The organism is Novosphingobium sp. BL-S-33 (assembly GCF_056857025.1).
This window is the reverse complement of record NZ_CM166474.1, coordinates 1028674-1054275: the sequence shown is the minus strand read 5'-3', so window position 1 is coordinate 1054275 and position 25602 is coordinate 1028674. Positions and strand designations below refer to the sequence as shown.

26 protein-coding genes are annotated in these 25602 nt (G+C 65.3%); 10 read left to right on the top strand and 16 right to left on the bottom strand.

Going from position 1 to position 25602, the window contains the following annotated elements:
- The first annotated feature begins 9 nt into the window (after positions 1-9).
- A complete protein-coding gene (locus AC1VVM_RS04955; RefSeq protein WP_482956001.1) occupies positions 10-1299 on the top strand; it encodes a dicarboxylate/amino acid:cation symporter in 1290 nt (429 codons plus the stop codon).
- 131 nt (positions 1300-1430) lie between these two features.
- On the top strand, positions 1431-1913 hold the full coding sequence (locus AC1VVM_RS04950; RefSeq protein ID WP_482956000.1) for a hypothetical protein: 483 nt from the start codon (positions 1431-1433) through the stop codon (positions 1911-1913).
- Between the two features lie 68 nt (positions 1914-1981).
- On the opposite strand, the gene AC1VVM_RS04945 is transcribed toward AC1VVM_RS04950, so the two are convergent.
- Positions 1982-2590 carry an HNH endonuclease gene (locus AC1VVM_RS04945; RefSeq protein WP_132387999.1) on the bottom strand — a complete coding sequence of 203 codons (609 nt, stop codon included), beginning with the start codon at positions 2588-2590 and terminating at the stop codon, positions 1982-1984.
- Positions 2591-2832: 242 nt separating this feature from the next.
- Here AC1VVM_RS04945 and gluQRS point away from each other — a divergent pair, with 242 nt between their 5' ends.
- From gluQRS to AC1VVM_RS04920, 5 genes are all read left to right on the top strand, one after another.
- The gene (gene gluQRS / locus AC1VVM_RS04940; RefSeq protein WP_482955999.1) at positions 2833-3693 is read left to right on the top strand and encodes a tRNA glutamyl-Q(34) synthetase GluQRS; all 861 of its coding nucleotides are present in this window, start codon (positions 2833-2835) and stop codon (positions 3691-3693) included.
- On the top strand, positions 3690-3923 hold the full coding sequence (locus tag AC1VVM_RS04935) for an HIG1 domain-containing protein (RefSeq protein WP_132387995.1): 234 nt from the start codon (positions 3690-3692) through the stop codon (positions 3921-3923). The genes gluQRS and AC1VVM_RS04935 overlap by 4 nt, the downstream gene beginning before the upstream one ends.
- A 49-nt stretch (positions 3924-3972) precedes the next feature.
- Positions 3973-4542 (top strand): cob(I)yrinic acid a,c-diamide adenosyltransferase, encoded by a 570-nt coding sequence (locus AC1VVM_RS04930; RefSeq protein WP_482902977.1) that lies wholly within the window; start codon positions 3973-3975, stop codon positions 4540-4542.
- A gap of 39 nt (positions 4543-4581) precedes the next feature.
- Entirely contained in the window at positions 4582-5451 is an 870-nt protein-coding gene (locus tag AC1VVM_RS04925; RefSeq protein WP_482902976.1) for a 3-hydroxyacyl-CoA dehydrogenase family protein, read from the top strand.
- A gap of 96 nt (positions 5452-5547) precedes the next feature.
- Positions 5548-5868, top strand: coding sequence for a hypothetical protein (locus tag AC1VVM_RS04920; protein WP_482955998.1), 321 nt, complete (start codon positions 5548-5550; stop codon positions 5866-5868).
- A 185-nt stretch (positions 5869-6053) separates the two neighbouring features.
- Here the strand turns inward: AC1VVM_RS04920 and AC1VVM_RS04915 are convergent, their stop codons facing one another.
- Positions 6054-6275, bottom strand: a complete 222-nt coding sequence (locus AC1VVM_RS04915) for a hypothetical protein (RefSeq protein WP_482955997.1) — start codon at positions 6273-6275, stop codon at positions 6054-6056.
- Positions 6276-6298: 23 nt separating this feature from the next.
- The gene (gene mutS / locus AC1VVM_RS04910; RefSeq protein WP_482955996.1) at positions 6299-8917 is read right to left on the bottom strand and encodes a DNA mismatch repair protein MutS; all 2619 of its coding nucleotides are present in this window, start codon (positions 8915-8917) and stop codon (positions 6299-6301) included.
- Between the two features lie 115 nt (positions 8918-9032).
- Here mutS and AC1VVM_RS04905 point away from each other — a divergent pair, with 115 nt between their 5' ends.
- Positions 9033-11294, top strand: coding sequence for an NADP-dependent malic enzyme (locus AC1VVM_RS04905; protein ID WP_482902972.1), 2262 nt, complete (start codon positions 9033-9035; stop codon positions 11292-11294).
- A gap of 231 nt (positions 11295-11525) precedes the next feature.
- Here the strand turns inward: AC1VVM_RS04905 and AC1VVM_RS04900 are convergent, their stop codons facing one another.
- The 10 genes from AC1VVM_RS04900 to hisN all read right to left on the bottom strand — a co-directional run bounded on the left by AC1VVM_RS04900 (position 11526) and on the right by hisN (position 20307).
- Entirely contained in the window at positions 11526-12275 is a 750-nt protein-coding gene (locus AC1VVM_RS04900; protein WP_482902971.1) for an SDR family NAD(P)-dependent oxidoreductase, read from the bottom strand.
- Positions 12276-12286: 11 nt separating this feature from the next.
- Complete coding sequence (locus tag AC1VVM_RS04895; RefSeq protein WP_482902970.1) at positions 12287-12637, bottom strand: hypothetical protein; 351 nt, start codon at positions 12635-12637, stop codon at positions 12287-12289.
- 84 nt (positions 12638-12721) lie between these two features.
- Entirely contained in the window at positions 12722-13603 is an 882-nt protein-coding gene (locus tag AC1VVM_RS04890) for an aldose 1-epimerase family protein (RefSeq protein ID WP_482956330.1), read from the bottom strand.
- Positions 13604-13656: 53 nt separating this feature from the next.
- Positions 13657-16065 (bottom strand): phenylalanine--tRNA ligase subunit beta, encoded by a 2409-nt coding sequence (gene pheT / locus AC1VVM_RS04885; RefSeq protein ID WP_482955995.1) that lies wholly within the window; start codon positions 16063-16065, stop codon positions 13657-13659.
- A 20-nt stretch (positions 16066-16085) separates the two neighbouring features.
- A complete protein-coding gene (pheS, locus tag AC1VVM_RS04880; protein WP_482955994.1) occupies positions 16086-17183 on the bottom strand; it encodes a phenylalanine--tRNA ligase subunit alpha in 1098 nt (365 codons plus the stop codon).
- Positions 17184-17297: 114 nt separating this feature from the next.
- Positions 17298-17975: a helix-turn-helix domain-containing protein gene (locus tag AC1VVM_RS04875; RefSeq protein ID WP_482955993.1), complete on the bottom strand. Its 678-nt coding sequence runs from the start codon at positions 17973-17975 to the stop codon at positions 17298-17300.
- 346 nt (positions 17976-18321) lie between these two features.
- On the bottom strand, positions 18322-18684 hold the full coding sequence (gene rplT, locus AC1VVM_RS04870; protein WP_132387973.1) for a 50S ribosomal protein L20: 363 nt from the start codon (positions 18682-18684) through the stop codon (positions 18322-18324).
- A gap of 13 nt (positions 18685-18697) precedes the next feature.
- Positions 18698-18901, bottom strand: a complete 204-nt coding sequence (rpmI, locus tag AC1VVM_RS04865; RefSeq protein ID WP_021232722.1) for a 50S ribosomal protein L35 — start codon at positions 18899-18901, stop codon at positions 18698-18700.
- A 184-nt stretch (positions 18902-19085) separates the two neighbouring features.
- Positions 19086-19520, bottom strand: a complete 435-nt coding sequence (locus AC1VVM_RS04860) for a gamma-glutamylcyclotransferase family protein (protein ID WP_482955992.1) — start codon at positions 19518-19520, stop codon at positions 19086-19088.
- Positions 19521-19524: 4 nt separating this feature from the next.
- Entirely contained in the window at positions 19525-20307 is a 783-nt protein-coding gene (gene hisN / locus AC1VVM_RS04855; protein ID WP_482955991.1) for a histidinol-phosphatase, read from the bottom strand.
- A gap of 175 nt (positions 20308-20482) precedes the next feature.
- Here hisN and AC1VVM_RS04850 point away from each other — a divergent pair, with 175 nt between their 5' ends.
- A complete protein-coding gene (locus AC1VVM_RS04850; RefSeq protein ID WP_482955990.1) occupies positions 20483-21433 on the top strand; it encodes a helix-turn-helix domain-containing protein in 951 nt (316 codons plus the stop codon).
- 85 nt (positions 21434-21518) lie between these two features.
- On the opposite strand, the gene AC1VVM_RS04845 is transcribed toward AC1VVM_RS04850, so the two are convergent.
- Together AC1VVM_RS04845 and glpX are read right to left on the bottom strand one after the other, a co-directional pair.
- Positions 21519-22454 (bottom strand): ribose-phosphate pyrophosphokinase, encoded by a 936-nt coding sequence (locus AC1VVM_RS04845; protein WP_132387965.1) that lies wholly within the window; start codon positions 22452-22454, stop codon positions 21519-21521.
- A 200-nt stretch (positions 22455-22654) separates the two neighbouring features.
- On the bottom strand, positions 22655-23629 hold the full coding sequence (glpX, locus tag AC1VVM_RS04840) for a class II fructose-bisphosphatase (protein ID WP_132387963.1): 975 nt from the start codon (positions 23627-23629) through the stop codon (positions 22655-22657).
- A 66-nt stretch (positions 23630-23695) separates the two neighbouring features.
- On the opposite strand from glpX, the gene AC1VVM_RS04835 reads away from it, so the two are divergent.
- Entirely contained in the window at positions 23696-24205 is a 510-nt protein-coding gene (locus tag AC1VVM_RS04835; RefSeq protein ID WP_482955989.1) for a hypothetical protein, read from the top strand.
- A 42-nt stretch (positions 24206-24247) separates the two neighbouring features.
- On the opposite strand, the gene AC1VVM_RS04830 is transcribed toward AC1VVM_RS04835, so the two are convergent.
- The gene (locus AC1VVM_RS04830; protein ID WP_482955988.1) at positions 24248-25555 is read right to left on the bottom strand and encodes a homoserine dehydrogenase; all 1308 of its coding nucleotides are present in this window, start codon (positions 25553-25555) and stop codon (positions 24248-24250) included.
- Positions 25556-25602: the final 47 nt, after the last annotated feature.

The following is a 25602-nucleotide window of genomic DNA, read 5'->3' as shown; positions in this document are numbered from 1 at the left end:
AGGAGCCCGATGAATACCCCCAGCCCGATGGCCATCGAAAGTAGTGCCTCCCGCATTCCCGAAATCCGGGTTCCCGGCACGCTGACCCTGATCGGCCTCGTCGTGGGGCTGTTGCTGGGGCTTGTTCTTGCCGGCAGCCCGAAGGCGGTGCCGGTGCTGCAAGTGGTCGGGCCGATCGGTTCGCTCTGGCTTCAGGGCTTGCAGATGACGATCCTGCCGCTGGTCGCCGGCCTGCTGTTCACCGGCATTGTCGAGACCATTGCCGTCGCGCAGGCCGGGGCCATGGCGCGGCGCACGCTGGGCACCATTGTCGGCTTCCTTGCCTTCAGCGCCGTGCTGGGCGCGGTCGCCATGCCGTTGCTGCTGAAATTCTTCCCGATTCCCGCCGGCGTCCAGTTCGCCCATGCCGACGATCCGGGAAAAGTGCCGGGCATCGCCGACTTCCTCTCCTCGCTGATGCCGGAGAACGTGATCTCCGCCGCCGCGGCCGACGCCATGCTGCCGGTGATCGTGTTCGTCGCGCTCTTCGCCATTGCCTCGACGCGTCTTGCCGACGAGCCGCGCCGCCTGCTCGCCGTGCTGTTCGAGGGCGTGGCGGGCGCGATGATGGTGGTGATCGGCTGGGTGCTCACGCTCGCCCCCATCGGCGTGTTCGCACTGGGCTTCGGCCTTGGCGTCCGCAGCGGCGGCGCGGCACTGGGCGCGCTGGCGCACTATATCGTGCTGGTCACGGCGGTCGGCACCGTGGTGATGATCGCGGGCTATGTGATTGCCGTTTTCGGCGGACGCCGCCCCCTGCCCGCCTTTGCCGCCGCGATCCTGCCGGCACAGATCGTCGCCATCTCCACCCAGTCCTCGATCGCGACGCTTCCGGCGATGCTGGCCTCCAGCCGCAAGCTTGGCGTTTCGGGCACGACTGCCGAGTTCGTCCTGCCGCTGGCCGTCACCCTGTTCCGTGCGACAGGCCCGGCGATGAACATGGCAGTCGCGGTCTATGCCGCGAAGCTGGCCGGGATCGAGCTGACCACCGGCGCGCTAATCGCGGGCACATTGGTGGCTTTCGCGACGACGTTCGGCGCGGTTTCGCTACCGGGTACGATCAGCTTCGTTTCCTCGATCGGCCCCATTGCGGCCGCCATGGGTGTGCCGCTCTGGCCGCTGGGCGTGCTGGTGGCGGTGGAAGTCCTGCCTGACCTCATGCGCACGGTGGGCAATGTGACGATGGACGTAGCGCTGACCGCCTCGGTCGACGGCGGCACCCGGGCCGAGGCCGAAAGCGTGCCCGAAACGCTCCACTGAAGGAACGAGTGCCGCGCGGCAAACACTTGCCGCAAGTCCGCTATTCCGGTCGGAGATGTTGGAGATTTGAAGAGATTGTGTTCGTCGGCGCCGTCATTCCGGCGTCTTGCGAGTAGGATAGAACACGCTCCATGAAGTACGAAATCTCTCCGCTTTGTAAACGACGTACCTCATTCATTCCAGACGACTTGCGCTACTTCGGAACGCATTTCATCTGTGAGCCAATGAAAGAATCTTGGGAACTTCCGCGCGTTACGCCTTATGGCATCAGCTATAAGCCTGCGGATTTTGTCGCGTGGATGCTGTGCGCACCGGTAATTTCACAAAAAGCGAAAGATGCTCTGGAGCACATTTGCCGCAATCTTGTAGAATTTCTCCCCTTTCATTCTATTAAAGGCAGAAATTATTACGCTATTAATGTTCTCAATACAGATCCGGACATGCCCATCCATAAACCGTCCCCCAATACCGTTCCACTAGTAGACGAACGCTTCGGAGCGATCGTTCGTGATTACGAACTTTCGGGGGTTGCGCTGTCCGATCCGAGCAACTGTATCGGACGCAGGATTGTGCGCGATGAAAGCCTGCACGATTTTCCTGGCCTAGTCGGCTAACTCGGACGCCATCCTTGGCCCAGTCGTATAATGAAGGAATGCGGCGGAGCTAGGCAGACAACCCGCCCTCAAGCCTCCAGCTCGATGTCCCAATAGAGCCAGTCCCGCCACGTCTCGTGCAGGTAGTTGGGCGGGAACGCCCGGCCGCGTTCGAGGAGTTGCCAGCTTGTCGGCCGGATCGGCGCCACCAGCGGCGGCATATGCGCCTGCTTGGGGGTGCGCCCGCCCTTCTTGAGATTGCAGGGCGCGCAGGCGGTGAGGATGTTTTCCCAGCTCGTGCGCCCACCCAGCCGGCGCGGCACCACATGGTCGAATGTGAGCTGGTGGGGAGAGCCGCAGTATTGGCAGCTGAACCTGTCACGCAGGAACAGGTTGAAACGGGTAAAGGCGGGAAACTCGGAAGGCTTCACATATTGGCGAAGCGCGATCACCGAGGGGATCTGCATCGACCAGCTCGGGCTGTGGACCACCCGGTCGTAGCTGGAGATGATGTCCACCCTTTCCAGCACGATCGCCTTGATCGCGGTCTGCCAGGGCCAGAGGCTGAGAGGGTAGTAGGAAAGCGGCGTGTAGTCCGCATTGAGCACTAGAGCAGGGCAGTCTGAAAGACTTCGGGAGGGATCATCCTCCGCGCTGCGGAACCGGGCCGCGCGCTCTATCAGCTCCGACTTGAGCATGGCCTCCTGTCGCAGGCCCTGATTGCGGTTTCATGGCAATGCATGTGTTTCTTTGCAGCATTTACGCGAGTCGGCGTCAAGCCGAGACCGGGGTGGCCCCATACAACAATCCACAGCTTGCACACAACCATTCCACAACCTGTCCGCCTAATGCACACAGGCCACGCACATCTTCTCCCGAAGTTATGCACAAAGTTACGGGGCCTTGCGGCAAGCGGTCCAACAGGTAGGAGCAGAGGGAGATGATCCTCACCCGCTTTGCCCCCAGCCCCAACGGCCCACTTCACCTCGGCCACGCCTATGCGGCGGTTGTGGCGCACGATCTGGCGCGTGCGCGGGGCGGCGAATTCCTGCTGCGGATCGAGGATATCGACGGCGAACGCAGCCGCCCGGAATTCACCGAGGAATTCTTCCGCGATCTCGAATGGCTTGGCCTTGGCTGGGACGGGGAGGCAGGCTTCCAGTCCCACCGGCTGGAGACCTATGCCGAAGCGGGAGAGCGTCTGAAAGCCATGGGCCTGCTCTACCCCTGCCGCTGCACGCGCGCCGAGATCGCCGCCGCTGCCACCGCGATGGGGCCCGACGGCCCGGTCTATCCCGGCACTTGCCGTCAGCGCCTTGGCACGTCCGACCGCGTCGATCCCGAGGGCGCGGCCTGGCGGCTTGACGTCACCCGCGCGCTGGACCTGACCGGCGCGCTCACCTGGACCGACGAACTGGCCGGTCCGCAGGCCGCCACGCCGGAGGTGTTCGGAGACGTGGTGCTGCTCCGCAAGGACTTGCCCGCCAGCTACCACCTTGCCGCCACGCTCGACGATGCGGCGGACGGCATCACGCTCGTCACGCGCGGCATGGACCTGTTTCCGGCCAGCCACGTCCACCGCCTGCTGCAAGCCCTGCTCGGCCTGCCGGTGCCGATCTGGCACCATCACCCGCTGCTGTTGGAGCCGGACGGACGCAAGCTCGCCAAGCGGCGCGGGTCGTCCTCGCTCGGCGACCGGCGGCGCGCGGGCGAGGACGGCAAGGCTATCGCCGAGGCGCTTCGCGAGCACCGCTTACCGGCTGGCATTTCGCTTTCCTCGGGCGTAGACCATAGGCCATGACCTATATTCTCGTCCCCATCATCGTCCTGCTGGTGATCATGGTCGTCGTCAGCCTCGTGCGCGGCATCGCCGCTTTCATGCAGAGCACGAAGGAAGACCTGAACCGCGATCCGGGCGCCACGGGGCCGACTGCCAACCAGCTTCTCCAGAACAAGATGATGTTCAACCGCATCAAGTATCAGGCCGCCGCCGTGGTGGTCTGCGCCATCCTGATCGCGATGGCGCGCTAGGCTTTTGCCGCCAAAATCCGCCCACGGCGGATTTTCAAAGGACTCCACCTTGGTAAAGCTCAACAAGATCTACACCCGCACGGGTGACGATGGCACCACGGGCCTCGTCGACGGCTCGCGCCTGCCCAAGTACGCCGCCCGCATGGACGCGATCGGCAAGGTGGACGAGGCGAACTGCGCGATCGGCCTTGCCATCTGCGCGCTGACCGGCACGCCGCACGCCGCGATCCTCACGCGCATCCAGAACGACCTGTTCGATCTCGGCGCCGATCTTGCCACCCCCGGCGACGATTTCACGCCGGGCGAGATGACCCTGCGCATCGTGCCCGCGCAAGTGACATGGCTGGAAGGCGAGATCGACGCGATCAATGCGCATCTCCAACCGCTCAAAAGCTTCATCCTGCCCGGCGGCAGCGAGGCCGCCGCGCGCGTCCACATCGCCCGCGCCTCCGCCCGCAGCGCGGAGCGGGCCGCCGTCGCCATGGCGGCAGAAGTGCCGGCCAATCCGGCCGCGCTGGCCTACATCAACCGCCTCAGCGACTATCTCTTCGTGCTCGCCCGGGCGGTGAATGCGAACGGGGCCGACGACGTGCTTTGGGTACCCGGCCAGAACCGCTAGGCATCTGCTCCGTAACGAGACCAGCAGAGGAGTTTGGCAGTGCGGAAAGTCGGAATCATCGGTGCGGGCATCATGGGTTCGGGCATTGCCCAGACCGTGGCGAGCAAGGGCATGGACGTGGTCCTGTCCGATATTGCGATCGACATTGCCGAGAAGGGCAAGGCCGGCATCGCCAAGGGCCTCGCCAAGCTGGTGGCCAAGGAAAAGATCGCCCAGGCCGACGTCGACGCGCTGCTCCCCCGCATCACCACGGCAGGCGACTATTCGACGATGGGCGATTGCGACCTCATCATCGAAGCCGCGACCGAGCGCGAGGACATCAAGCTCAAGATCTTTGGCGCCGTGGGCGAAGTACTGGGCGCCAATGCCATCCTGGCCTCCAACACCAGCTCGATCCCGATCACCCGCATGGCCGCCAGTTCGCCCGACGCGGCGCGGTTCTGCGGGCTGCACTTCTTCAACCCGGTGCCGGTGATGGGTCTTGTCGAAGTGATCCCCGGCCTTGCGACATCGCCGGAAACCACCGCGCGGATGAAGGCCTTCGGCGAAGCGCTGGGCAAGACCGTGGTGCTGGCCGGCGATGCCCCGGGCTTCGTGGTCAACCGCATTCTCTGCCCGCTGCTCAACGAGGCAATCTTCGTGCTGGGCGAGGGGCTGGCTTCGGTCGAGGATATCGACGCCGGCATGCGGCTTGGCGCGAACCATCCGATGGGGCCGCTGACTCTGGCCGATTTCGTGGGCCTCGACACGCTCTACGAGATCATGAAGGTGTTCCTGGCGACCACCGGCGATCCCAAGTACCGCCCCGCTCCCCTGCTGCAAAAGTACGTCGAAGCCGGCTGGTACGGCCGCAAGTCGGGCCGGGGCTTCTACGATTATTCGGGCGAGACGCCGGTTCCGACGCGCTGAGAGGGAAACGCGACGGAAGTCTCTTTTCCGTCGCGTCCTTCCAATACCGGAACCCGGGCGTTCCCCTAGCCGTTAACCCGGCAAAGGAGACACGCCATGATCGAACGTCCCGACGATTCCGCGCCCGAAAACTTCAATCCCGAGCAGGATGATGAGGAAGCGCAGGCCCAGTCCGTTGCCGAAGAGGCGCATGAGCGCGCGACCGGCGTGTTCGGCCTCGAAGACAGCGAGAAAGTGAAGGGCGGCATCGACGACGAGGACGATGTCGAGGATCTGGTCGATCACCTGAACCAGATGGATTCGAGCGGCGTGATCGACATGTCCGCCTATCGCGGCGAAGAAACGATGGACGACCTTGAAAATCGCTATGGCCGCGAAGGCGTGGCCGATGAGGATTTCGAGGACGACGATAGCTGATAGGCGCTGCCCCCGCTTAGGCTCCATACGCAACACTCCACCAAACACCGTCGTCCCCGCGAAGGCTGGGATCCCGCTTGTTCTTGAGGCAGGGCAAAAGGAAGCGGGGCCCCGGCTTCCGCGGGGGCGACGAGAGTTGTGTTGGAGCGGCTGCTTATGCTGCGAACCGGTGGGCCGCCGAGGCGCTAGTTAGCCGCCGGATCCTTGGCCCAGGGGTTCTTATGACCTGCCTCATGCCCCGCAACATGCGCCGCCACTTGCTGGGCCAATTGCGTGGCGGAATCGTCCTTCCCGCCATCGTCATCGGACGACGGGATCGAGCAATAGGCCGTCAGCAACATGCTGGCGGACCAGAACACGGCCTGCCAGCGACTCTTGAAGACGTTCCTGATCTTGGGTCCGAACATGACCGCAACCTAGCGCGGCTTGGTTAAGACTCCGTGCCCGCCTCGCGCTTCAGGTCGTAGAGAATCTCCAGCGCATCACGCGGCGAAAGCGCATCCACGTCCATGTCGCGCAATTTTTCGCGCAGGACGTCGCACTCTTCCTCGCGGGCTTCCTGCGCCGCCGCGAACAGCGGCAGGTCGCCGAGCCCCGCCGCAAGGCCGCCGGTCTCCGCACGGCCCTTTTCCAGCTTTTCCAGAACCGACTTGGCGCGGCTGATGACCTTGGGTGGCACCCCGGCCAGCCGCGCAACAGCAAGGCCATAGCTGCGGTCCGCGGGACCTTCGGCCAGTTCGTGGAGCAGCACCAGATCGCCCTTCCACTCGCGCGCGCGGACGTGGTGAAGCGATAGCGCCTCACAGGTTTCCCCAAGCCGCGCCATCTCGTGATAGTGCGTGGCGAAGAGGCAGCGGCAACGGTTGGTCTCGTGGACCGCTTCGGCCACCGCCCATGCCAGCGCAAGGCCGTCGTAAGTCGAGGTGCCGCGCCCCACTTCGTCGAGAATGACGAAGCTGCGGTCGGTCGCCTGCGCGAGGATGGCCGCGGTTTCCACCATCTCGACCATGAAGGTCGAACGGCCGCGCGCAAGATTGTCCGAAGCGCCGACGCGGCTGAACAGCCGGTCCACCATGCCGATCCGCGCCGACTTGGCCGGTACGAAACCGCCCGCCTGCGCCAACAGCACGATCAGCGCGTTCTGGCGCAGGAAGGTCGATTTACCGCCCATGTTGGGGCCGCCGATCAGCCAGAGCCGGTCATGGCTGGCGAGGCGGCAATCGTTGGCGACGAAACGCTCGCCCTGAACCTTCAGCGCGGCCTCGACCACCGGGTGGCGGCCGCCTTCGATATCGAGCGAAAGGCCGTCGACCACTTCGGGCCGCGTCCAACCGCCCTCGGCCGCGCGCTCAGCCTGTCCGGCCGCCACGTCGAAACGGGCGAGCGCGGCGGCGGTGCGGGCGATCTCGTGGCGAGCGGCGACAGCTTCGGCCACCAGCCCCTCGAAATGCGCTTCCTCGGCGGCGAGCGCATGGGCGCCAGCCTCGGTAATGCGGCTCGCCTCCTCATGCAGCGCCAGCGCGTTGAAGCGCATCGCGCCGGCCATGGTCTGGCGGTGCGAGAAGCCGCTGTCGGGCTCCAGCAGCTTGTCGGCATGGCGCTGCGGCACTTCGATGAAGTAGCCGAGCACGTTGTTGTGCTTGATCTTCAGCGCGGAAACGCCGGTTTCCTCGCGGTACTTCGCTTCCAGCGCGGCAATCGCGCGGCGGGCATTGCCGGACGTGACACGCAGTTCGTCCAGACCGGCGTCGTAGCCGCTGGCGATATAGCCGCCCTGCCCGCGCTCGGTCGGCGGGGTTTCCACCAGCGCCTGCGCGAAGTGATCCACCAGCGCCGCATGTCCGCCCAGTTCGGGCATCAGCCGATCGAGCAGCACCGGCAGGTCATCCATCTGCGCCAGCCGTTCGCCGATGCGGCGCGCACCCGAAAGGCCGTCGCGAAGCTGACCGAGGTCGCGCGGAGAGCCGCGCCCCGCCACCACACGCCCCAGCGCGCGGCCGACATCGGGCAGCGCCCGCAGCGCCGCGCGCATATCCTCGCGCAGCAGATGATCGTCGTGAAGCCATTCGACCAGTTCGAGCCGCTCGGCAATCGCATGGCGATCCATCAGCGGCGCCGAGAGGTCCTCTGCCAACTGCCGCGCACCGGCACCGGTGACGCAGCGGTCGATCGCCTCGACCAGACTGCCCTTGCGTCCGCCTTGCGACGATTCGAGAATTTCGAGGCTCGCACGCGTCGCCTCGTCCATCGCCAAGGTCGCATCGCCCGCGCGGGCAACCGGCGGCAGCAGCAGCGGCAGCTTGCCGCGTCCGACATGATCGAGATAGGCGATCAACCCTCCCGCCGCCGCCAGCATGGCGCGCGTGAACGTGCCGAACCCATCGAGCGTGGCGACGCCATGGACCAACTTCAGCCGCCCATCGCCGCCGTCGGAAGAGAACTCGTGCCCCGAACGCGCAATCGCGCCGTCAGGCGCCAGTTCCCACCCTTCGGGCACCACCAGTTCCCGCGCGCCCAGCCGCGCGAGCGCGGCACCCAGACGATCAGGCGCACACTCTTCCAGTTCCATCCGGCCGGTCGAGATGTCGCAAGCAGCCACGCCCACAGTGCCGCGCAGATCGCAGGCCGCCGCCAGCACATTGGCCCGGCGCGGCTCCAGCAGCGATTCCTCGGTGAGCGTCCCGGCCGTGACGAAGCGCACGATATCGCGCCGGACCAGTGCCTTGGACCCGCCGCGCTTCTTGGCTTCGGCGGGTGTTTCGCTCTGCTCGGCAATCGCCACGCGGCAACCTGCCTTGATCAGGCGGGCAAGGTAGCCCTCCGCCGCGTGGACGGGCACGCCGCACATCGGAATCGGCTTACCACCGTGCTCGCCGCGCGTGGTGAGTGCAATGTCCAGAACCTGGCTTGCGATTTTCGCATCGTCGAAGAACAGCTCGAAAAAATCGCCCATTCGATAGAACAGCAGGCAATCGCCCGCGACCTCACGCAAGGCAAGGTACTGCGCCATCATCGGGGTCACGCCGGAGGTCTCGGAATTGCTGGTCATGGCGCAGAGCGTTAGCCCCGCGGCTCGGTCCTTGTGAAGCGGCCGCCACGCGCCTTTCCCCTATCGCGTCGCGCAAACATTCGATAGGGCCCCTCCCAAATCCGGGAGAAAAAGCTTGTCCGAGAAGCCCAAGGTCCAGTTTACCGAGCGCGAGGCGCTGTTCTACCATTCGACGATCCGGCCGGGTAAGATCGAGATCATCGCCAGCAAGCCGATGGCAACGCAGCGCGATCTCAGCCTCGCCTATTCTCCCGGCGTCGCCGTGCCCGTTCAGGCCATCGCCGACGATCCCGCCACTGCCTATGACTATACGGCCAAGGGCAACCTGGTCGCGGTGATCTCGAACGGCACCGCCATTCTGGGCATGGGCAATCTGGGCGCGCTGGCATCCAAGCCGGTGATGGAAGGCAAGGCGGTCCTCTTCAAGCGCTTCGCCGACGTCGATTCCATCGACATCGAACTCGCCAGCGAGGATACCGACGCGCTGATCGAGGCCATCGCCATGATGGAACCCAGCTTCGGCGGCATCAACCTTGAGGATATCAAGGCGCCCGAATGCTTCATCATCGAGCAGGCCCTGCGTGAGCGGATGAACATCCCGGTCATGCATGACGACCAGCACGGCACCGCGATCATCGCCGCCGCCGGCCTGATCAACGCCTGCCTCATCACCGGCCGCAAGTTGGACGAGATCAAGGTGGTGGTGAACGGCGCCGGCGCCTCGGCGCTGGCCTGCACCGCCCTGATCAAGTCGATCGGCGTCAAGCATGAGAACGTGCTGGTCTGCGACACGCGCGGCGTGATCTATCCGGGCCGCGAGAAGGTGGACCAGTTCAAGTCCGCCCACGCCGTGAAGACCGACAAGCGCACGCTGACCGAGGCGCTGGTCGGGGCCGATGTGTTCCTGGGCCTTTCGGCCAAGGGCGCGCTGACGCCGGACATGGTGAAGGCAATGGCGCCGGAACCGATCATCTTCGCGATGGCCAATCCGGACCCTGAAATCACCCCGCCCGAAGCCAAGGCGGTGCGCCCCGACGCGATCGTCGCCACCGGCCGTTCGGACTATCCGAACCAGGTCAACAACGTGCTGGGCTTCCCCTTCATCTTCCGCGGCGCGCTGGACGTTTCGGCCACCGCGATCAACGAAGAGATGAAGATCGCCGCCGCCAAGGCCATTGCCGAACTGGCGCGCGAGCAGGTCCATGAAGACGTTGCCGCCGCCTATGGCGAAGCGCAGCAGTTCGGCCGCGACTACATCATCCCGGCGCCGTTCGATCCGCGCCTGATGGAAGTGGTGTCGATGGCGGTCGCCAAGGCGGCGATGGATTCCGGCGTTGCCGGCCGCCCGATCGAGGACTTCGAAGCCTATCGCGATCAGCTGAAGGCGCGCCTGAACCCGACCACTTCGGTGCTCACCCGCGTCTACGAACAGGTCCGCGCCAATCCCAAGCGGATGATATTTGCCGAGGCGGACAACGAAGTCGTCCTGCGCGCCGCGATCCAGTACCGCGACTTCGGCTATGGCGAACCGATCCTGGTCGGCCGCACGCAAGTCATCCTCGACAAGATGGCCGAACTGGGCGTGCCCGATCCGGAAAGCTTCCATATCGAGAACTCGATGGTGTCCGACCATGTCGGCCCGATGGTCGAGATGGTCTACGAGCGCCTGAAGCGTCGCGGCTTCCTGCAGCGCGACGTGCAGCGCATGGTCAATACCGATCGCAACATCTTCGCCTCCGGCCTGCTGAAGCTGGGCGTGGGCGATGCTATGATCACCGGCATGACCCGGCCTTTCGCGCAGACCATCAAGGAAGTGCGGCGCGTGCTGGACCCGGCCGAGGGCAAGCTGGCGTTCGGCATCCACCTGCTGGTCGGCAAGAACCACACCGTGTTCATGGCCGACACCACGATCAACGAGCGCCCGACGGCCGAGCAGCTTGCGGTGATCGCCAAGGAAACCGCCGCCGTTGCCCGCCGCCTGGGCCACGAACCGCGCGTGGCCTTCCTCAGCTACTCCACCTTCGGCAATCCGTCGGGCAAGTGGCTGGAGCAGACGCGTGAGGCGATCCGCATTCTCGACGAGGAAAAGCCGGACTTCGAGTACGAGGGCGAAATGGCCCCCGACGCCGCGCTGAACCCGAAGATCATGAAGCTCTATCCGTTCAGCCGCCTTTCGGCGCCTGCCAACGTGCTGATCATGCCGGGGCTGCAGTCGGCCAATATCTCGGCCAAGCTGCTCAAGGAAATCGGCGGTACTACCTCGATCGGGCCGATGCTGATCGGTGCCGAGAAGCCCGTGCAGATCGTGCCGATGACCGCGATCGCGCCCGATGTGCTGACGCTGGCCGTGCTCGCGGCAGCAGGCATCACCGGCTGATCCCGGTCAGAGCGCTGAAATAGAAACGGGGGCTTGCGGACATCCGCAAGCCCCCGTTTTTCGTTTGGAGCTACAGCCCAAGCCGCATCGGCCCAAACCACCCTGCACCAAACCACTCCGTCGCCCCCGCGCAGGCGGGGGCCCCGCTTCCTTCGCGCTACCTCGCAAGAACAAGCGGGATCCCCGCCTGCGCGTGGATGACGAGGTTTGTTTGAAGGCGGGGTTTAAGCCTCAGCCCTGACGCGCAACCTGGAAGCCGGCAAAGGACTGGCTGACCGGCATCAGCTCCAGCGTGTTAATGTTGAGGTGCGCCGGCAGGGTCGCCACCCACAGCACGGTCCCCGCAATATCCTCCGCCGTCATCGGGTTGGCGCCGCCGTAGAGATTGTCCGAGGCCTGCTGGTTGCCGCCGGTGCGGACCAGCGTGAATTCGGTCTCCACCATGCCCGGCTCGATCGAGGTGATGCGCACGCCCGTGCCGGCAAGGTCCGAACGCAGGCCCAGCGAGAACTGGTGCACGAAAGCCTTGGTGCCGCCGTAGACGTTGCCGCCGGTGTAGGGATACGTCGCCGCCACCGAGGAGAGGTTCACGATCCCGGCCTTGCGCTCCACCAGCGCAGGCAGCAGCTTGTGCGTGAGCGAGACCAGCGCGGTGACATTGGTGTCGATCATCGTCTTCCACGCATCGAGCGAGGCGCTCTGTGCCGGTTCCGTGCCCAGCGCGAGGCCGGCATTGTTGACGAGGCAGTCAATGCCCGCGAACTCGGCCGGCAGCGCCGCCAACGCGGCATCGCGCGCGGCTTCGTCACGCACGTCGAAGACGGCGGCGTGGAACTTGTCCGCGCCCAGTTCGGCCTTCAGGGCGTCGAGCCGCTCGGCCCGGCGGCCGGTACCGACCACGCGCCAGCCCGCGGCCACGAACGCGCGGGCACAGGCTTCGCCGATACCGGACGTGGCGCCGGTTACGAGTGCGGTCTTCATGAAATTTCTCCTTAAATTGAACCGGCCGCAACGGCAGATCGCGGGGATACCAAAACACAGCTTTTCAGCGCAGACTTTTCACGTTCGCGAAGCGGTCGGCCTTCAGGCGTCCACATCGTTACGTGCGTCGTAGTCGCGACTTGGGAGATTTGAACCTTTGTCTTCCAAATCGGATGCCAATCGACCCGGGTGTTCACCCCTTCCCATCCGCGCGGATCAAGCCCCAACTGTTCTGTAAGACAGCGTTCGACATCGCGCATGTCCGCATCGGTCGAAGCCTCGAAGACCGGATGCGCATTGCGTTCGCGCTCCCGTTCGGAAGATTGGCGTGCAAAACCGAGAAGCATCAATAATGCGGCCAACAGGCAAACCCCAACAGCCGCAGCTATTGCAGGTGTACGGGTCGCTGCGCCCTGCCTGAAAACTGCTTTTATGCGCCTTGTCACTCAGTCGGCAGTCAGAACGGTCACGTCCATGCGAAAGCGGCGGCTGGCGCCCGGCGCCAGCGAGAGCATGCCCGGCTTGGCTCGGAAGTCGCCGGAATAGCCCAGCGGATCGGCGTGGCCCTGCCAGGGCTCGATGCAGAGGTAATGCGCACCCGGCTTCTGCCAGATGCCCAGCATCGGCATGTCGGGAAAGGCCACGGCCAGTTGCGATCCTCCCGGTGTGCCGAAAGTCAGCGCGCGGCTGGCGAGGTGGTCCCAGATCAGCGCGTCCTCGACGAACTGCGATGCGTCCGGGTGCAGCAAGTGGCCTTCCACCGGAGTCGGCACCGGCTCGGGCAGGACGAGGCCGGTTGTAACATCGACGCGGCGGATCGGCTGGGGCTCGGCCTGTTCGAAGGCGATGGTGTGTTCGTGCTTGGGCGCGCCGCCAGGCAGCGGCCATGCGAAAGCGGGGTGGAAGCCAAGGCTGAACGGCATCGGCGCATCGCCCGGATTGGCAACTTCCGCCTCGACGTGGAGTGTCGCCCCTTCGATTCGGAACATGAGGTCCAGAACGAAGGCGAAAGGATAGGCGTTGCGGGTTTCCGCCCCGTCGCGCAGCCGCAGGCGCGCCGCGCTCTCGCTCGCTTCCACCACTTCGAAAGCCGAATGACGAGTGAAACCGTGCTTGGGGAGTTCGTACTCGTGGTCGTCCAGCCGGTAGCGATTGCCGTTCAGCGCGCCGACGATCGGGAAAAGGATCGGCGCATGGCCCGTCCAGAACGCCGGATCGGCATCGGTCATGTACTCGCGCCCGGCCCGGTCGGTCAGCGACCACAGCTCGGCCCCGTAAGTGGCAACGCGCGCGGTAAGATCGCCGGCGGTGATGGTCACGAATTCCATGTCAGTCACCGGCGATCTTCCCTTTTTCCCGAGCAGCCTCTTCAGCCGCGTCCTCAGCCGCGCAGCACGGCTCCGAGCTTGGCGGCAGCGGCGGTCACCTTGTCGCTGATCGCCTTGAGGTCCTCTTCCTTGTAGCTCTTTTCGAGCGGCTGGAGAGTGACTTCAAGCGCCAGAGACTTCTGCCCTTCCGGAACGCCCTGACCACGGAAATCGTCGAACAGGCGGGCCGAGACGATGTTCACCTTGTCCGCGCCCGCGACCATGCGGATCAGATCACCGGCTGGCAGTTCCGCAGACACCAGGAACGCATAATCGCGCGTCACCGCCTGCAGCGCCGGGGGCGCGTAGCGGGTGCGGGCGAAGGTGGCGGCTCCCTTCTTGCCGGGGATGGCGTCGAGATAGATCTCGGCAATCGCCACCGGGCCGTCGATGTCGAACTGCTTGGCGACCGTGGGGTGCAGCATGCCGAAGCGCGCCAGCACGTTCTTGGGCCCAAGGCGCAGTGTGGCCGACTGGCCGGGATGGAACTGCGAACCAGCTTCACCCATGACCTGCAGCTTCTCGACCGGAGCGCCCGCTTCAGCCAGCAGGGCAGTGACTTCGGCCTTGGCGTCGTAAGCGTCGAACGCCACAGCCTTGCCAGTCGCCCAGCCGCGCGAGACCTTCTCGCCCGCCAGCACGAAGCCCAGCGCCAGACGCTCGTCGCTCGCACCACCCTCACCGCGCAGATAGCGACGGCCGAGTTCGAACAGACGCAGCGACGAGGCACCGCGATCGAGGTTGCGCTTGGCCGCCATCAGCAGGCCCGGCAGCAGCGACGGCCGCATGACCTTCATGTCCTCGCTGATCGGGTTGGCGAGCGACCACAAAGCATTGCCGTCCGCAAAGGCATCGGCCTCGGCCGAGGGCAGGAACGACCAGGTAACCGCTTCATGCAGACCGCGCGCAGCGGCAGCGCGGCGAACGCGGCGCTCCAGCGCCTGCGTCGGCGTGGCGGTCGGACGGGCGACGCCATCGGCGCGCGGCAAGGCCACGCTCGTCACCTTGTCGAGACCGTGAATGCGGACGACTTCCTCGACGATGTCAGGCGCGCCATCGACGTCCGGACGCCAGCCGGGAACGGTGACGGTCCAGGACATGTCGAATCCGGCCTCCTGCGCGATGACCTTGAAGCCAAGGCTCTCAAGGATGCGCTGCTGTTCGCCGGGTTCGATCGCCACGCCGCCCAGCTTCTCGGTCAGCGCCGGATCGAAGTGGACAGTCTTCGGCGTGCTCGGCGCCGCACCGCTGCGCACCGCCTGCGAAGCTTCACCGCCGCACAGCGTCTGGATCAGCTTGGTCAGGTGGTCGAGGCCGGTATCGAGGAAATTCGGATCGATCCCACGCTCGAAACGGCTGCGCGCGTCTGAGGTGAGGTTGAGCTTGCGGCCGGTCTTGGCGATGCGTTCGGGATCGAAATAGGCGATTTCGAGCAGAACGTCGGTGGTCTCGTCGCCGCAGCCCGAATGCTCACCGCCCATGATGCCGGCAATGTCATGCACGCCCGAATCGTCGGCGATCACGGTCATCTCGGCGTCGAGCGTGTAGGTCTTCTCGTTGAGCGCGACGACCGTCTCGCCATCCTTGGCGCGGCGCGCGACGACGGCGCCGTTCAGCTTGGCAAGGTCATAGGCGTGGGCCGGGCGGCCATAGGCCAGCATCAAGTAGTTGGTGGCATCGACCAGCGCCGAGATCGGACGCTGACCGGCGGCCTTCAGGCGATCCTGCAGCCACTGCGGCGAAGGGCCGTTCTTCACGCCCTTGATCACGCGGCCGTAGAACGCCGGGCAACCCTCGGCATCGGAGGTGCGCACTTCGACCGGGCAGGGGAAGCTGCCGGCAATGTCCAGCACCTCGATCGGCTTCAGCGTGCCAAGGCCGGCGGCGGCCAGATCGCGGGCGATGCCGTAGACGCCCATGCAGTCCGGACGGTTCGGCGTGATGGCCACTTCGATCACCGGATCGGCGCCGTGGTACTCCGCGAAAGGCGTGCCGACCGGTGCGTCCTCGGGCAGTTCGATGATGCCGTCGTGGTCTTCGCCCAGCTCCAGCTCGCGCGTGGAGCACATCATGCCGTTCGATTCGACGCCGCGCACGGCAGCGACCTTCAGCACCATGCCGTTGGCGGGCACGGTCGCGCCGGGGAGACCCAGCACGCCGACAAGGCCCGCACGCGCATTCGGCGCGCCGCAGACGACCTGCAGCACGCCTTCACCCGTATCGACAGTGAGGACCTGCAGCTTGTCCGCCTGCGGATGCTTGTCCGCGGTCAGCACCTTAGCCACGCGGAAACCGGCCAGCCTGGCGGCGGGATCCTCGATGCCTTCGACCTCAAGGCCGATGGCGTTGAGCTTCAGGGCGATATCCTCAAGCGAGGCGTCGGTCTCAAGGTACTGCTTGAGCCAGGAAAGCGAGAACTTCATTTTCTAAATCCTTCCCGCGCTCAAGCCGGAGTGCCAACGCCGCCCGAAAGGGTCGGCACGTCGAGGGCGGAGAAACCGTAGTGGGAAAGCCAGCGGACATCGCCGTCGAAGAAGGCGCGCAGATCGTCCATGCCGTACTTCAGCATGGCAAGGCGATCGATGCCGATGCCGAAGGCGAAACCCTGCCATTCGTCGGGATCGAGCCCGGCGAATTCGATGACGCGGCGGTTGACCATGCCCGAGCCGAGCACTTCCATCCAGCCGCCCTCGCCCTTCGACGGGTCGCCGCCGATCACGCGCTTGCCGTCAATCAGGGTGAAGCCGATGTCCGCTTCCACCGAAGGTTCGGTGAAGGGGAAGTAGCTGGGGCGCAGGCGCAGGACGATGTCCTCACGCTCGAAGAACGCCTTCAGGAAGGTCTCCAGCGTCCACTTCAGGTGGCCGAGGTGGACGTCCTTGTCGATCACCAGACCTTCGACCTGGTGGAACATCGGCGTGTGGGTGGCGTCGCTGTCCGAGCGGTAGACGCGGCCCGGCGCGATGATGCGCAGCGGCGCGCCCTGCGCGAGCATGGTGCGCATCTGCACCGGCGAAGTGTGCGTGCGCAGCAGCATCTCGCGGTTCTGGACGTCGCGATCCGGGAAATAGAACGTGTCGTGCATCGCGCGCGCCGGGTGGCTTTCCGGCATGTTGAGCGCGGTGAAATTGTGCCAGTCGTCCTCGATCTCCGGCCCAGTGGCGACCGAGAAGCCAAGGTCGGCGAAAATCTCGGCAATCTCGTCCATCACTTGCGAGATCGGATGAACGGTGCCGCGCGGCGCTTCGGGCGCGGGCAGCGAGAGATCGATGGTCTCGGCAGCAAGGCGGGTGTTCAGCACCGCCGTCTCCAACACGTCCTTGCGGGTGGTGAGCGCGTCGCTCACGCTTTCGCGCAAGGCATGGATCTTCGGGCCTTCGACCTTGCGCTCTTCGGGATCGAGCTTGCCCAGCGTCTTCAGCAGGCCGGAGATCGATCCCTGCTTGCCCAGAAACTCGACACGCAGCGCCTCCAGCGTTTCGAGATCGGATGCTTCCGCAATCCGCGAGAGCGCCTCCTGGCCGGTTGCTGCGTAGTCCACTGGTGGTCTGCCTGACTGTTGCTGAATCTGGAAGCGCGGTCCTTAGGGGGCGCGGGCAAGAATCGCAACGGCGAGGGTACGCGTGGAAGCCGGGACGGCGCCGTTAGTGGCGGATCAGAGCCCGGCGGTGCGCGCGTGGCGAATCCGCTCGCGGATCAGCGTTACCGTCAGCGGCTTGTCGAGCTGGGCATACTGGCGCGGGCTCATGCCCATGAAGTCGCGGAAGTCCCGCACGAACTGGGCCTGATCGTGATAGGCCGCGTCGATCGCGCCGATCCACTTCAGCGTCGGGTCGAGCGTGAACTGCTCGACACTGCGCAGAAAGCGCTGGCGGCGCAGCAGTAGCTTGGGAGGAAAGCCGAAAGCGGCGCGGCAAACCCGCTCGACCATGCGCGAATTCGCGCCCACTCGCTTCACGAGTTCCACCGACGAACGCAGTTCCGGATCGGCAAGTGCCTCCCCGATGGCGACGATCAGATCCTCGTGCGGAACAGGCCGGGGTTCGAGCGCGGAGAGGAAGGCGACCACCCGGTCCAGCTGCGCGCCCAGCGCGCCCTGTTCGGCCTGCAATGCGTCATATAGCGGGCGGAAGCGTTCGAAGTTGGGATCGCGGTCGCCATCGACGATGACATTGGCATAGGCGTCGGCTGTCTGCCCGGTCAGCGCGGCCCAGCCCAGCGGTGTCAGGCGAAAGCCCCACTGGCGCGAGGAGCCCATCGAAAAGTGAACTTCCTGCGAACGCGGGCCACTGACCGTGAACCGCGATCCGGTGATCGTGGATCCGTTGCGCATCGACACTTCGGTCTGTGAATCGAAGTGAAACCGGAAACTGGCCCAGTCCGGGCAGAGCACGTCCTGAAGACGTCCCCCCTCCCCAATCTCGATTTCACAGTAAAAAAGAGCCGATACGAAGCGATCAAGCTCCAATGGCACCGGGCAATATTGGATGATGACACGCCTGGCCGTCATTCCCCGCCTGTTTCTGTATCTTTTTGCCGCCAAAGTACCCCGATACATCACGTACCGCGAGTTTTGAGGGCGGGCAAAACAATTCGAGGCGCGAGTGCCGAAACACTCGCGCCTCGTATTGTTTTCGCAGTCGCAAAGCGCGGCGCCGCAAGGGTGCCGTGCCAGCGGCTTAGGCGGCGGGCAGAGCTGCCTTGGCCTGTGCGATCACGGTCGAGAACACCGAACCCTCGTTCATGGCGAGGTCGGCCATCGCCTTGCGATCGAGTTCGATGCCGGCAAGCTTGATGCCGTGCATGAACTGCGAATAGGTCAGGCCTTCGGCGCGGACGGCAGCGTTGATACGCTGGATCCACAGCGCGCGGAAGGTGCGCTTCTTGATCTTGCGGTCGCGGTACGCGTACTGGCCGGCCTTTTCGACGGCCTGGCGGGCAACGCGGATCGTATTCTTACGACGGCCGCGGTAACCCTTGGCCTGTTCGAGAAGACGCTTGTGCTTGGCGCGGGTGGTAACACCCCTCTTGATACGGCTCATCGGTCAGTACTCCTCAGTTGAGCCCGTAGGGCGCCCACTTTTTGATCGTCTTGGCATCGGCGTCGGAAATGACTTCGGTGCCGCGATTCTGGCGGATGTACTTGCCGTTATGGCTCATCAGGCGGTGGCGCTTGCCGGCTACGCCGTGCTTCACCTTGCCGGTGGCGGTGAGCTTGAAGCGCTTCTTCACACCGCTCTTGGTCTTCAGCTTGGGCATTTTCGTCTCCTTTTCACAGGGACACGTCCGGTCAGCCATGGCAGCCCTTTTCGCCAGGCGGACGCGCGAATCTCTTTAGTCAAAGACTCAACCGTGTCGATTGAAGGGGGCGCCTTTAGTGGGAGAACGGCGGGAAGGCAAGGGGTTTGGACTCTGATCCGTCCCCACCCGCCCGGCCTGCTCCTCAGCCCCCGCAGCGCAAGGTCGTAAATGCCGTGTGGCCGGTGCGTTCCAGCCAGCGGAGGTAGTGCCCGTCGCGCACCACCGGCGCCGCGCCGGGAAGCGCGAGACGCCAGAGATAGACTTGCGCCCGGGCCCTTCGGCCCGAGGCAGTGCGCACCGGCAGGCAGATGCGCCGGTACCCGCGCCCTTCATAGCGATCGAGCCGGGCAAGATCGCCGGGCGCCAATCCGAGCCGGCAAAGCGTGCCCTGAACGTGCCCCCGCCCCTGTGCCCGGACAAGCGCCGGAAACCAGCCGTCGCCGCTCTTTATCGCATGGATGCGCCCGGGAACGGAGGCAGGCTCGGCGCTTTCCGTGCGCTCCGCCAGCCATTGGCCCATACGCGTGCCCGCGTGGTGCTGGAGCGTGCCGTAGACGAACAGACAGACCCTGCGCACCACCTCAGTGATGGCAGCCCATCGCCTCGATCACGTCTTCAAGACGCGCGGGATCGCCGATCGCCAGAACATGCCCGTCGGACTGCGCGTGAAGCGGCTCACCGTTCCAATCGCACATCGTGCCCCCGGCGCCTTCCACCACCGGCACCAGCGCGGCCCAGTCGTGCAGCTTGAGCCCGGCCTCGCAAACGAGGTCGATCTGGCCCGAAGCGAGCAGGCCATAGTTATAGCAGTCGCCGCCCATCATCATGCGCTTGTGATCGGTCTTGGCCGCCAGCGCCATGAAGTGCTCACCCTCGTGATCGTCGAAATACTGCGGACCGGTAGTCGCCAGCATGGCGTCGGACAGTTCGCGGCACGGGCGCGTGCGCACTTCCTTGCCGTTGAAGGTGGTGGGCATGCCGCTGGCGCCGACCCAGCGTTCGCGCAGGATCGGCTGGTCGATCACGCCCAGCACCGGCCAGCCATCGACCAGCAGCGCAATCAGCGTGCCGAAAATCGGACGACCGGCAATGAACGAGACCGTGCCATCGATCGGATCGAGCACCCAGGTCCGGCCAGAGGAGCCCTCCTCCGTGCCGAACTCCTCGCCGATAATCGCGTCACGCGGAACTTCTGCCTTGAGAATCCGCCGCATGGCCTCTTCCGCGGCGCGATCGGCAATGGTGACGGGCGAGGCATCGGACTTTCGCTCGGCGCTCAGCCCCGTGCGGAAGTGGGGCCTGATCGCTTCGCCTGCCGCATCGGCGAGTCGCAGGGCAAGGGCGATATCCTGATCGAGTTTCATGGCGGACCTGTGCCTTTTCCAGTGCCGGAAGGTCAAGCGCCCGCCGGAAATTCATCAAGACTGGCAGAATCTTGCACATGCCCCGAACCCTTATGTGTTTTTCACACATTGCAGGAACTTGCGGCCGCCCCTATTCCGTTGGCGGGGGCATATTCTACTGCAAAGAAGTAGGGGCATGCTGCGCAGGAAAATCCCAGCTATCGATCCGGCAATCGCGCCGGAACAAGGATATACGCGGGACGGACAACCGTTATCGTACAATCGCGCGCCGGCAGCGGATCTCGCTCCGTGGATCGCGCGCGTGTCGGTGACGAAAGTGTCCGCGCCCGCAGACTACACGCTTTCGTGCAGCCTGTTCAGCGACACTGCCTTTCTGCGCATTCAGACCAAAGGCCGCTGGTGCGTCCAGACCGCCGACGGCGAACGCCGGGTCCGCGACTCGGCACTGTTCTTCGGGCCCCATTCGCGGTGCATGCCGGTGACGGTGACGGGCAGCTTCGCCAGCGTCGCCGTGGCGCTGCGCGCAGGTGCCTGCACCGCGATGCAGGGACCGCGGGTGGGCGATTTCGTGGACCGTCTGGTCAGCACCAGCGCGGTCTCGCTCCCGTCCGAGCAGTTCCTCGCCATGCTGGAACCCGATGCGCCGTCCGAAGTGTGGCTCCAGCATCTGGAGCAGGCGTTCCGCCACCGGATCGAGAGCATGAATTGCCCGCCGCCCGATCCGGTGACGCGCAGTTTCGAAGTGATCTCCTATCGCGACCCATCGATGGCGGTCAGCGATGCCGCGCGCGAGTGCGGGGTGGACCGGCGCACGCTGGAACGCGTGGTGAACCGCGATTTCGGCATGCCGCCCAAGCAAGTGCTGCGCCGGGCGCGCGCGCTGGACATGGCTAGCTATTTGCGCGGCGTCGCCGACAGTGACGAGGCCGACGAGATCGCGCTGCGCTATTACGACGAGAGCCACCTGATCCACGAGTTCACCGAACTCTTCGGCATGTCGCCCAGCCAGTTCGTGAAGCGGCCGCAGCCGATCATGACGTTGGCGCTGGAATCGCGGCAGGCGCGGCGGCTGGAAGCGCTCAACCGGCTGGCACCGGGGCAAGTGCGCCCCTGGAATGACGAGTAGCTGAAACCGGAACGGCGCAGGGGAGGCCCCTGCGCCGTTCACTGTCACCAATAATGGCCCCGAAGCGCGCAGCCCCGGCGCGTCCTCAGTCGAACAGGCTCGACACTGAGCTTTCGTCGGCAATGCGGCGGATCGCTTCGCCAATCAGCGGCGCGATCGTCAGGATGCGGATCTTGTCCGAAGCCTTGGCGTCGTCGGTCGCCTGGATCGAATCGGTGATCACCAGTTCCTTCAGCGCGGAATTGGTGACGCGCGAAACCGCCGCGCCCGAAAGCACGCCGTGGGTGATGTAGGCGGTGACGCTGGTGGCGCCTTCGTCCATCAGCGCCTGCGCGGCGTTGCACAGGGTGCCGCCCGAATCGATGATATCGTCGATCAGGATGCAGGCGCGGCCCTTCACATCACCGATGATGTTCATGACTTCCGACTGGCCGGGCTTGTCGCGGCGCTTGTCGACAATGGCGAGCGGCGCGTTATCGAGGCGCTTGGCCAGCGAGCGGGCGCGGACCACGCCGCCCACGTCGGGCGAAACCACCATCAGCGACTGGTCGCCATAGCGCGCCTGAATGTCGGCGGCCATGACCGGCGCAGCAAAGAGGTTGTCGGTCGGGATGTCGAAGAAGCCCTGGATCTGCCCGGCGTGCAGGTCCACCGAGAGAACCCGGTCGGCACCGGCTTCGGTCAGCAGGTTGGCAACCAGCTTGGCCGAGATCGGCGTGCGCGGACCGGGCTTGCGGTCCTGGCGGGCGTAACCGAAGTAGGGAATCACGGCCGTGATACGCTTGGCCGAAGCGCGGCGCAGCGCGTCGATGCAGATCAGCAGTTCCATCAGGTTGTCGTTGACGGGGTAGCTGGTCGGCTGGACGACGAAGACGTCCTCGCCGCGCACGTTCTCGTGGATTTCGACGAAGATTTCCTCGTCGGCGAAGCGGCGGACCGCCGCATCGGTCAGCGGCAGCTCAAGATAGGCTGCGATGGCCCGCGCGAGCGGAAGGTTGCTGTTGCCGGACATGATCTTCATGGCGAATCTCCGAGACGGCTGGTGATGATTGGTTGGCTGAACGCGCCCGCCTCTACTCATGAGTCATCGGATTGCAACAGAAAGCGTGGCGCGGTCACCGTGACATGAACGCGAAAACGCCGGCCCGGAGCAATCCCCGGACCGACGTTTTCAGATGCAGGCATCTGATTTATCAGAATTTATATGTGGCTCAGGAAATTTCACCCGCGAACGCGGTGCTCGCCCTTGATCCAGCGCACCGTGCCGGAGCTGGCGCGCATCACCACGCTTTCGGTGGTCATCTGGCCGCCCTTGAGGCGCTTGACGCCCTGCAGCAGCGAGCCATCGGTAACCCCGGTTGCCGCGAAAATGCAGTCGCCCTTGGCGAGGTCGCGCAGCTTGTAGACCTTGTCGAGATCCTCGATGCCCCACTTGCGGGCGCGGGCGCGCTCGTCATCGTTGCGGAACACCAGGCGGCCCTGGATCTGGCCGCCGACGCAGCGCAGTGCCGCTGCAGCCAGCACGCCCTCGGGCGCGCCGCCGGTGCCCATGTACATGTCGATCGTGGTGTTCTCGTCGGTCACGGCGATCACGCCGGCCACGTCACCGTCACCGATCAGCACGACGCCGCAGCCGAGCGCGCGCAGTTCGGCAATGAGGTCGGCATGGCGCGGACGGTCAAGCACGCAGACGATGATCTCGTCCGGTGCCACGCCCTTTGCGGCCGCAACGGCCTTGACGTTCTCCGACGGGCTTTTGGTGAGGTCGATCACGTCCTCGGGATAACCCGGGCCGACCGCCAGCTTTTCCATATAGACGTCGGGCGCGTTGAGCAGGCCGCCCTCTTCCGCCGCCGCCAGCACGGCCAGCGCGTTGGGGCCGGCCTTGGCCGTGATGGTCGTGCCTTCCAGCGGGTCCAGCGCGATATCGATGCGCGGGCCGCGACCGGGGGCGCCGCCCACCTTCTCGCCGATGTAGAGCATCGGCGCTTCGTCGCGCTCACCCTCACCGATGACTACGGTGCCATCCATATAAAGGGTGTCGAAGGCCTTGCGCATGGCTTCAACGGCGGCATGGTCTGCCGCCTTCTCGTCACCGCGGCCAACCAGTTCGGATGCCGCGATGGCAGCCGCCTCGGTGACGCGGACCATCTCGAGGACTAGGACGCGATCGAGGACTTTACTTGCTTCGGGCATGATCACTCCGCATTAAGGCGTGGAGGGAAAAGGTTCGGGTCGGGGGATTAGACAGAGGAATACCAATTGTCGAGGACATGGCGCGCGCTTTTCGCAATCGCGACACTATCTACCGCCTGCGCGCCCGGAATCGCCGCCGGAACCGCCTTTGCACAGGCCAGTTCGGCTTCCGCCTCCACTGCCAGTCAGGTAGGCCCTCCAATCACGGACGCTGACCGCGCCATGGCCGAGAGGATGATGGCGTCGGGCGGCAGAGTCACCCCCGACCCCACCCACCGCGCCTGTTCGCGCGAGGGACGGCCGGGCGAAATCGTCGTCTGCGCGCCGGACGAGGAAAAGTTTCGCGTCCAGTCCTCCGCCGAAAGCGACCCGACCGGGCCTGCCGGCACCAATGACGGCCGGCTTCATCCGCCCAATTTCGAAAAGAACATCGGCGGCATAACCGCCGCGCGCGGCTGCTTCATTCCGCCCTGTGCGCCTGCGCAGCCGCTGATCATCGACCTGTCGCAGATCCCCGAAGCCCCCGCCGGATCCGACGCAGACCTCGTCGCCAAGGGCGAGTTGCGCGCGCATTAAAAGGGTTCGGCGCGCCCCTCGCTGACGAGCGCGCCGAAAATGTCAGCCTTCGATGATCTGCATCACCAGCGGCGCGGCAGCGAGACTGTCCGAGCCCTCCAGCACGCGCATTGCCTCGCTGACGGCCGATTCGGGGCCTTCATGCGTGACGATGGCCAGGATCACCTCGCCCTCCTGCCCGGCGTGGCCCTTCTGGATCATGCTGGCGATCGAAACCCCCGCATCGCGCATGGCGGCGGTGATTTCGGCGAGCACGCCGGGCCGGTCCGGCACGGTGAAGCGGATATAGCTGCGGCTGCGGCGGTGGCCGGTGCCGGCGGGCTCGATCGCCTCCAGCTCGCTCGACGGCATCGAGAATGCCGCGCCCTTCTCGCCGCGCGCGATGTCGATGATGTCGGCAACCACCGCGCTGGCAGTCGGCCCGTCACCGGCACCGGCGCCCTGGAACAGCAGGCGGCCCATGAAATTGCCCTCGGCGACGACGGCATTGGTCGCCCCGTCGACATGGGCCAGCGGATGGTCGAACGGCACCAGATGCGGACGTACGCGCTGGAACAGGCGCGGGGTGCCTTCGGCCCGGTCGATTTCGCTCATGCCGATCAGGCGGATGACGTAGCCTAGCGAGCGCGCCTGCTCGATGTCGGCGGCTTTCACGCGTGAGATGCCGGAGGTCTCCACCGCATCGAAGCGAAGCTGTGATCCGAACGCGATGGCGGCAAGGATCGAAAGCTTGTGCGCGGCGTCGATACCCTCGATGTCGAAGGTGGGATCGGCCTCGGCATAGCCCATGCGCTGCGCCTCGGCGAGAACGTCGCCGAAATCGCGGCCGGTGTCCTCCATGGTGGAGAGTATGTAATTGCAGGTGCCGTTCAGGATGCCGTAGACCCGCTCTATGGCATTGGCGGCAGCGCCCTCGCTCAGGCCCTTGATGACCGGGATGCCTCCAGCGACCGCCGCCTCGAACTTGAGCGCGACACCGGCCGATTCGGCGGCCGAGGCCAGCTCCAACCCGTGATGCGCGATCATCGCCTTGTTGGCGGTAACGAAGCCCTTGCCCTGTCCGATGGCATTGCGCGCCAGCGCCAGCGCCGCCCCGTCCGAACCGCCGACCATCTCGACCACCACGTCCACATCGGGACGCGAGGCAAGCGCGGCGGTATCGTCCACCCAGTCGTAGCGCGAGAGGTCTACCCCGCGGTCCTTGCTGCGATCGCGCGCGCTTACCGCGGCGATGCGGATCGGCCGGCGGGCCCGCCGGGCAATCAGTTCGGCATTGGTCTCGATGAGACGGACAACGCCCGCCCCGACCGTGCCGAGACCGGCTAGCGCAATATTCAGCGGTTCAACCATGGAATTCCCTTTCGCGAGCGCGCCCTAAGCGAGCCCACCGGGAAATT